At 53.4% G+C, this 7,645-nt stretch carries 6 protein-coding genes and 1 rRNA gene; all 7 read right to left on the bottom strand.

What is annotated here, in order from left to right:
• Positions 1-3: 3 nt before the first annotated feature.
• On the bottom strand, positions 4-1,290 hold the full coding sequence (serS, locus tag DFP98_RS20365; protein WP_116062440.1) for a serine--tRNA ligase: 1,287 nt from the start codon (positions 1,288-1,290) through the stop codon (positions 4-6).
• Positions 1,291-1,293: 3 nt separating this feature from the next.
• On the bottom strand, positions 1,294-1,869 hold the full coding sequence (gene pdxT / locus DFP98_RS20370; RefSeq protein WP_116062441.1) for a pyridoxal 5'-phosphate synthase glutaminase subunit PdxT: 576 nt from the start codon (positions 1,867-1,869) through the stop codon (positions 1,294-1,296).
• A gap of 100 nt (positions 1,870-1,969) precedes the next feature.
• Positions 1,970-2,854: a pyridoxal 5'-phosphate synthase lyase subunit PdxS gene (pdxS, locus tag DFP98_RS20375; protein WP_209076822.1), complete on the bottom strand. Its 885-nt coding sequence runs from the start codon at positions 2,852-2,854 to the stop codon at positions 1,970-1,972.
• 73 nt (positions 2,855-2,927) lie between these two features.
• Positions 2,928-4,271, bottom strand: coding sequence for a D-alanyl-D-alanine carboxypeptidase family protein (locus DFP98_RS20380; RefSeq protein ID WP_116062443.1), 1,344 nt, complete (start codon positions 4,269-4,271; stop codon positions 2,928-2,930).
• A 129-nt stretch (positions 4,272-4,400) separates the two neighbouring features.
• Positions 4,401-5,858: an IMP dehydrogenase gene (gene guaB, locus DFP98_RS20385; RefSeq protein ID WP_116062444.1), complete on the bottom strand. Its 1,458-nt coding sequence runs from the start codon at positions 5,856-5,858 to the stop codon at positions 4,401-4,403.
• A 153-nt stretch (positions 5,859-6,011) separates the two neighbouring features.
• Positions 6,012-7,277 (bottom strand): putative glycoside hydrolase, encoded by a 1,266-nt coding sequence (locus DFP98_RS20390; protein WP_116062445.1) that lies wholly within the window; start codon positions 7,275-7,277, stop codon positions 6,012-6,014.
• Positions 7,278-7,552: 275 nt separating this feature from the next.
• Positions 7,553-7,645: ribosomal RNA gene (locus DFP98_RS20395) — 23S ribosomal RNA — on the bottom strand; the annotation flags it as partial.

Consider the following 7,645-nt stretch of genomic DNA (forward strand, 5'->3'; position numbering starts at 1 on the left):
CCATCAAGCCTTGCGAGGCGCTATCGTCTCCAGACCGCCCATGTATGGCTTCAACGCCTCAGGCACTTTAATCGTACCATCGGCCTGCTGGTAATTCTCAATAATCGCTGCAACCGTCCGTCCGAGCGCAAGACCCGAACCGTTTAGCGTATGCACGAATTCCGGCTTAGCTCCGGCTTCCGGGCGATAGCGAATACCCGCTCTGCGCGCCTGGAAATCTTCAAAGTTCGTGCAGGACGAAATCTCTCTGTATGTGCCCGCGCTAGGCAGCCATACTTCCAGATCGTATGTCTTCGCAGAGGCGAAGCCCATATCTCCCGTACACAGCGTAAGTACGCGATACGGCAGCTCAAGCAATTGCAGCACCTTCTCCGCGTGGCCGGTCAACTGTTCAAGCACCTCGTACGACTTGTCCGCCGCTACCAACTGAACGAGCTCTACCTTGTTGAATTGGTGCTGGCGAATCAGCCCGCGCGTATCGCGACCCGAAGCGCCCGCTTCGGAACGGAAGCAACCGCTGAAAGCGACGAACGCTTTCGGCAGATCGTCCACCGACAAAATCTCTTCGCGATGGAAATTCGTCACCGGAACCTCAGCTGTCGGAATCAAGAAATAATCGGTATCCTCGATCTTAAACAGATCCTCCGCGAATTTCGGAAGTTGCGAAGTTCCAATCAGGCTATCCCTGTTTACGATATATGGAGGCAAAATCTCTTCATAACCATGCTTGTCCGCATGAAGATCCATCATGAGGTTGATCAAAGCCCGTTCCAAGCGCGCCCCTAAGCCTTTGTAGAAAACGAATCGCGAGCCTGTCACCTTGGCAGCCGCCTCGAAATCGAGAATGCCAAGCTCCGTGCCGAGTTCCCAGTGCGGCTTGGCGTCAAAATCAAAGGACATAGGCTCTCCTACTCGGCGAAGCTCAACGTTATCTTCTTCGGATGCGCCAACCGGCACACTCTCATGAGGAACGTTCGGGATAGCCAGCAGAAGCTTGTCCATTTCCGCTTCGATTTCGCGCACCTCATCGTCCAGCAGCTTAATTCGGTCGCTGACTGTCCGCATTTCGGCGATCAGGTCATCTGCGTTCTCGCGGTTTTTTTTCAGCTTCGCCACTTCTTGCGATACGACGTTGCGCCGATTTTTGAGCTGCTCGCTCTCTGTCAGCTTTTCCCGGCGGCTCACGTCCAGCTTCGGGAAATCCGCGATCAGCTCCTGAGAAGCGTTGCGATTGCGGAGTGCCTGCGCCACTTTCTCGTAATCGTTGCGAAGTAACTTGACGTCCAACATCGGTTATTGTCCCCTTTCCTGGGCCATGCGAATGAATAGTTCATGGAGTCTATAATCATCGGTTAGCTCGGGATGGTATGATGCGGCCAGCAGGTTACCTTGCCTAGCGGTGACGATTTCGCCCTGATATTCCGACAACACTTCAACCTTCTCGCCGACTTCTTTGATAAGCGGCGCACGGATAAAGACTGCTCTCAGAGGAGTATCGATCCCTTTTACATCCAGATCCGTTTCGAAGCTCTCACGCTGGCGACCGAAGGCGTTGCGGGCGACCGTCATATCCATTAGCCGCAGGTGCGGCTCCTCGCCGCCATCCAAGCGTTCAGCAAGCACGATCATGCCGGCACAGGTTCCGAATACGGGCTTCCCTTGCGCTGCATAATCCCGGATAGCCTCGATAAAATCGTATTTCCGCATCAGCTTGCCGATTGTCGTGCTCTCTCCTCCGGGAATGATCAGGCCGTCGATCTCGGCCAGCTGATCTACCCGTTTGACGGCGACGCCTTGGCCTCCGGCCAGCTCAATGCTGCGAATGTGCTCCGCCACCGCTCCTTGCAACGCCAGTACTCCGATGTTCATCGCTTATCCTTCTTCCGTGCTAATGTGGATATAATCTTAAAGCGGCCTCCTTCGACCCAGCTGCTGCTGAGCCGTAAGGAAGCCGCTCGATGAGTCGATCTTACAGTCCGCGGTCCTGCATCCGTTCGGATGCGGGAAGCTTGGAAATCTCGATCCCTCTCATCGCCTCGCCCAGATCTTTGGACACGCGGGCGATCAAGGCGTAATCTTCATAGTGCGTCGTCGCTTCGACGATTGCGCGTGCGAATTTCTCCGGGCTCTCGGATTTGAAAATACCGGATCCGACGAATACGCCGTCTGCGCCCAGATGCATCATCAAGGCCGCATCGGAAGGAGTCGCTACGCCGCCGGCAGCGAAGTTAACGACCGGCAAACGACCGGATTCGTGAACGTTCACCAGCAAATCGTAGTTTACGCCCAGCACCTTGGCTTCATGATACAACTCGTCCTTGGACAGGTTCTGGATTCTGCGAATTTGGCCGGTAATGATACGCATGTGGCGAACGGCTTCGACGATGTTGCCCGTTCCCGGCTCGCCCTTCGTACGGAGCATCGATGCGCCTTCTTGAATCCGGCGAAGCGCCTCTCCGAGATCTTTCGCTCCGCATACGAACGGAACAGTGAACAGCGACTTGTCGATATGGAACACTTCGTCGGCCGGAGTCAGCACTTCGCTCTCGTCGATGTAATCCACGCCCAGCGACTCCAATACTTTCGCTTCAACATAATGCCCGATTCTGGCCTTGGCCATAACCGGTATGCTGACAACCTTCATGACTTGCTCTACAAGCTCCGGATTTGCCATACGAGCAACTCCGCCTGCCGCGCGAATGTCGGACGGGACACGCTCCAAAGCCATGACTGCAGTTGCGCCAGCCGCCTCGGCGATTTTAGCTTGCTCGGCGCTCATAACGTCCATGATGACGCCGCCTTTTTGCATCTCGGCCATGCCGCGTTTGACTCTCGATGTACCTGTTTCCATGATTCATGCCTCCCGAAGATTCTAAACATAAATTTTACATGAAGAAGCAGTAATAGACAACCATTCGAGTCGGAATTTAGAAAAGATCTACAATTCCTTGGAACAGGCTGGAGAAGAAGTTGCCGATCGCTCGGAGCAGCAGTCTCCACCAGCTTCCCTTACTCACTTCTTCCGATGCGATCAGGTCGATCGTTATCGTCTTCTCTTCTTGCGTGGATGGATCCTTGTACTTATAAGTAACCGTACCGACTTTGTCGCCTTGCGCGATCGGCGCAACAAGCGGGTCTTCGACAGGCTTGACTTCCTGCACGACAGGCTCAACGACAGCGCCCTTCGGAACTAGAACGGTAAGATCCGTTGCCGTAACGACCGGCACGCTTGTCGCTTTCCCTTTCTTGACCTTCAGCGTCTCATATTCAGGCACGGAAGCTTTCGCTTCTACAATTGTTTTCTTCTCAAAGCTCTTAAAGCCGTAATCGAACAGCTTCGCCGTCTCCAAGAAGCGCTTGCCATCTTCAGTTTTGCCCCCTACGCCCATGACAACCGCGATCAGACGCGTACCGTTGCGGAGCGCAGTTCCTGTAAAGTTCTGCCCCGCTCTGCTGGTATGCCCTGTCTTCAGGCCATCGACGCCTTCGTAAGCGAATTTGCGGAGCGTCGGATTATCTTTGTTCGTACCCAGCATCCAGTTCCAGTTTTTCATCGGGGTTTTGTCGCGTTCCCTGAATTTGTGTTCCTGGAGCTTGGACGTCTCCAGAAATTCCGGATCGTCCTTCACGATTCGATAACCGAGAATAGCGGCATCTCTGGCGGACATCGTCGTCTCGCCATCGATAGAGGTCGGCTGATATTTCTCCGGCATATCGGCCCGGTCAAGGCCTGTTGAATTAATGAAGTGTGAATTTGTCATGCCCAGTTCGACCGCGGTCTGATTCATCAGCTTGGCGAATTCTTCTTCGGAGCCCGCCACTTCTTCCGCAAGCTGAACCGTTGCATCGTTAGCGGAATAGACAGCCAGCGCAATATACAGATCTCTTATCGTATGTTGATCCCCTTGCGCCAGAAGAATACGGCTGCCGATTTGTTTGGCCGCATTTTCGCCGATGGTAACTTTATCGTCCCAGTTCAGCTTCCCTTGCTTAACGGCCATCGACACCAAATATTCCGACATCATTTTCGCCATGCTCGCAGGAGGTCTGGCCTCGTCCGCATTGAGCTGGTACAACACCTGTCCGGTTCCCGCGTCCATCAAAATCGCAGATGGGGCTTCCAACTGGGGAGGAGCAGGAAGCTCTTCCGCGGCCGCGGAGGCAAACGAGGAAAGGCCGAACAAGGACAGAAAACTAACAAGTACGGCAGCGGCGACGAACCGCTTCAACGGAAAGATGAGCGGCAACGACAATTGATGATGGCGATTCAACGCATTCTCCCCTTTTTCGATAATAAAATACCTTTCCTATTGTAACATAGGCGCATCAAAGGAAAAAGCCGAAGGTCGGATAATTCCTGTCCCTTCGGCTTCCATATTCTCTCTATCTCCCGCTGGGGGTTACATGGAATAGTTAGGCGCTTCTTTCGTAATCTGGACATCGTGCGGATGGCTCTCGCGCAACCCGGCGCCCGTGATCCGAACGAACTGCGTATCATTCTTCAGCTCTTCGATCGTTCCCGTACCGCAATAGCCCATACCCGAACGCAGTCCGCCGAGCAGTTGATGAATGATATCTTTAAGAGGCCCTTTGTAGGCAACCCGTCCCTCAATACCTTCGGGAACAAGCTTGCTCTCGTTCTCCTGGAAGTAACGGTCCTTACTGCCTTCCTTCATCGCGCCGATCGAACCCATGCCGCGATAAGATTTATAGCGACGACCTTGATAGATTTCGGATTCGCCCGGGCTTTCTTCAGTTCCCGCGAACAAGCTACCAAGCATAACGCAGCTGGCGCCCGCAGCGATAGCCTTCGTAATCTCGCCGGAGTACTTGATTCCTCCATCAGCGATAATCGGAACGTTGTACTCGCGCGCAACAGATGCGCAATCGTACACGGCCGTTATCTGAGGAACCCCGATTCCAGCAATGATGCGAGTCGTACAGATCGATCCCGGTCCGATGCCTACCTTAACGACGGATGCACCCGCCTCGATTAGATCGCGAGTCGCTTCTCCCGTTGCAACGTTGCCGGCGATAAGCGTGAGGTCGGGATACTTCTCCCGCAGCTTGCGAACCATCGATACGATGTCGATATGATGTCCATGCGCCGAATCGACGACAAGCGCATCGACCCCGGCGTGCACCAGAGCCTCGGCACGCTCGAACGTATCTTTGGATACGCCGACCGCAGCTCCGACGAGCAGCCGTCCGTGCTGGTCTTTCGCCGCATTCGGAAATTGAATAGCTTTCTCGATATCTTTAATTGTAATAAGCCCTTTAAGCGTGTTCGTCTCGTCTACAAGAGGAAGCTTCTCGATCTTATGCCGCTGGAGAATGCCTTCCGCCTGCTGCAGCGTAGTGCCTACCGGCGCCGTCACCAGTTCCTCGTGAGTCATGACCTCACTGATCTTGATCGAGTAATCATGAACAAAGCGCAAGTCTCGGTTGGTCAAAATGCCTACCAGCTTGCCTTCTCCGTTGACGATCGGCACCCCGGAAATCCGGTATTTGCCCATAAGTTCCTCAGCGTCGTAAACATGATGATCCGGAGTCAAGGAGAAAGGATTTGTAATAACTCCGCTCTCGGAACGTTTAACCCTGTCGACCTCTTCCGCTTGCTGGGTAACGGACATATTCTTATGAATAATGCCAATGCCGCCCTCGCGGGCGATCGCGATTGCCAATGCCGATTCCGTGACCGTATCCATTCCCGCGCTGATCAGCGGAATATTCAGCTTCACCGAAGGACTCAGCACCGTCGATACGTCCACATCCCTCGGTAGGATAGATGACTTCCGTGGAACGAGCAGTACGTCGTCGAATGTAAGGCCTTCTTTGGTGAACTTATTTTGCCACACAGCAGGTTTCCCCCTATTGCCGGTTGCTTCTCCGGCTATTGTCTCCGATTGATTATCGTCAATCTTAGCAGAGGCATCATGGGCTGTCAAGCACATTCGAAACGTGGAAAACCGCACCAAATCAATACTTTTCCGCCTTGCCGCACTACCGCGTTACGACTTGAATTGGGGATATTTGCAAGAAGAGTTCCACAACATATAAGAATGGATACCTGCTTTGCGGGCAGCTTCGATTTGCTCGCGAATTTGCGCCGCTCCGTATTGTTGATGAGGATGAATCCAAGTGGCGGTAAAGCTTTGAAGCCATGGACGGATTTGTGCTGCCGCTATACCTTTATCCTTTAACTGCCGATTATGATTGGAGGCATCCTTAAGCGCCCTTTTTACAATCGGTCCTGGGGTCAAATCCGGATAAGCGATGGCCCACATTCCTTCCGAGTAATGCGAAGGATACACCATAGGCGATATAACGTCTACCTCAGGCGCGATCGCGTTCCATTTCTGACCAATGCCGATATCGTCTTCCGATGAACCGACCATTCCGAACACGTCAGCCGCAACTGCAATTCCAGTAGGGCGAAGTGCGGCTTTCGCTTGGCGAAGAAAAGCGGCGATGGCTTGCTCCTTAGTCCATTTGCGCGTATTGGCATAGTCGACCTCTCGATCCACCTTGGATTCGTTTTCGGGAAAACGTACATAATCGAATTGGACCTCGTCAAACCCTAACTCCGCAGCATATTTCGCCAACGCAATCGGATATTCCCAGCTCGCCTGCTTATAGGGATTCACCCATGGCGTTCCGCTTCTGTCCGTCCAGGTTGCGCCGCTCTTCCTTTTAATGGCCCAGGCCGGGACCGCCTTAGCGAGCTCCGGATTTTTGAAGGTTACGATTCTGGCGATGAGGTAAATATTCTGCTTCTTAAGTTTGCCGATGACTTCCCTGTAGTGCTTGGCCGCCTTTCTCTCGGAGGGAATCGGCCTGATCGAACCGTCCTTGGCGTTAGAACGACCCGGTGCCGTAAGGGCAATTCCGCTGTTGACGTCCAATACCATTGCATTCAGCTCGGTGCGGTTGACGAGGTCGATCAGTTGATTCATTCTGCTTCCGCTGGCGACATATGAGGTTACATAGATCGCCCTAATCGAGCTGGGAGGCTTGACCGAGCTAAGGGCCTGCTTCTGGGATTGAGCTTTCGGGGCGGGAATCTTAACGTTGATTGAATCGGCGTCTGGCTTGCGCTTGAGCTTCAAATCGTTGATCGGCCGATCCGATGCTTGCCTAAGACCATGCTCCAGCCTGTGCAGATCGCGGGTCGCTGCCGAATCCGAAGCTCCATTCGAACAGCCCGAGCTTATAGTCGCGATCCATACCGACAGAAGGAAAATACCAAATTTATGAATGGGCGGGTGAGCAGCCATTCCCGACACCTCCCCGATAGTTAGAGTATCGGTATTGTTTGCATTCGGTGGGAACGGACTGCATCTGAGTTTATGGGAGATCAGGGGCTTTCTGCATACGGTGGTGCAGCTTGGGAAGGAGTTTTGGAGCGCAAAAAAGACACCTCCGATTTGAGGTGCCTGATGCACTTGTTCCTTGAAAACCGGATACGAACCAAACTCGCGCTTAGAAGAAGGTGAAGTGTCTTGCTTTGTAGGCCAAAACCCTGTTCGTAGCGATTTGCATCGCACGATGTTAGGATAAGCCCTCGACCGATTAGTACTCGTCAGCTCCACACATTGCTGCGCTTCCACCCCGAGCCTATCAACCTGGTGTTCTTCCAGGGGTC

Source organism: Cohnella phaseoli, from assembly GCF_003386235.1.
Lineage (GTDB): Bacteria > Bacillota > Bacilli > Paenibacillales > Paenibacillaceae > Cohnella > Cohnella phaseoli.

Excerpts from the sequence above, each read along its gene's own strand:
- serS (WP_116062440.1), bottom strand. The coding sequence starts at position 1,290 with ATGTTGGACGTCAAGTTACTTCGCAACGATTACGAGAAAGTGGCGCAG.
- pdxT (WP_116062441.1), bottom strand. The coding sequence starts at position 1,869 with ATGAACATCGGAGTACTGGCGTTGCAAGGAGCGGTGGCGGAGCACATT.
- DFP98_RS20390 (WP_116062445.1), bottom strand. The coding sequence starts at position 7,277 with ATGGCTGCTCACCCGCCCATTCATAAATTTGGTATTTTCCTTCTGTCG.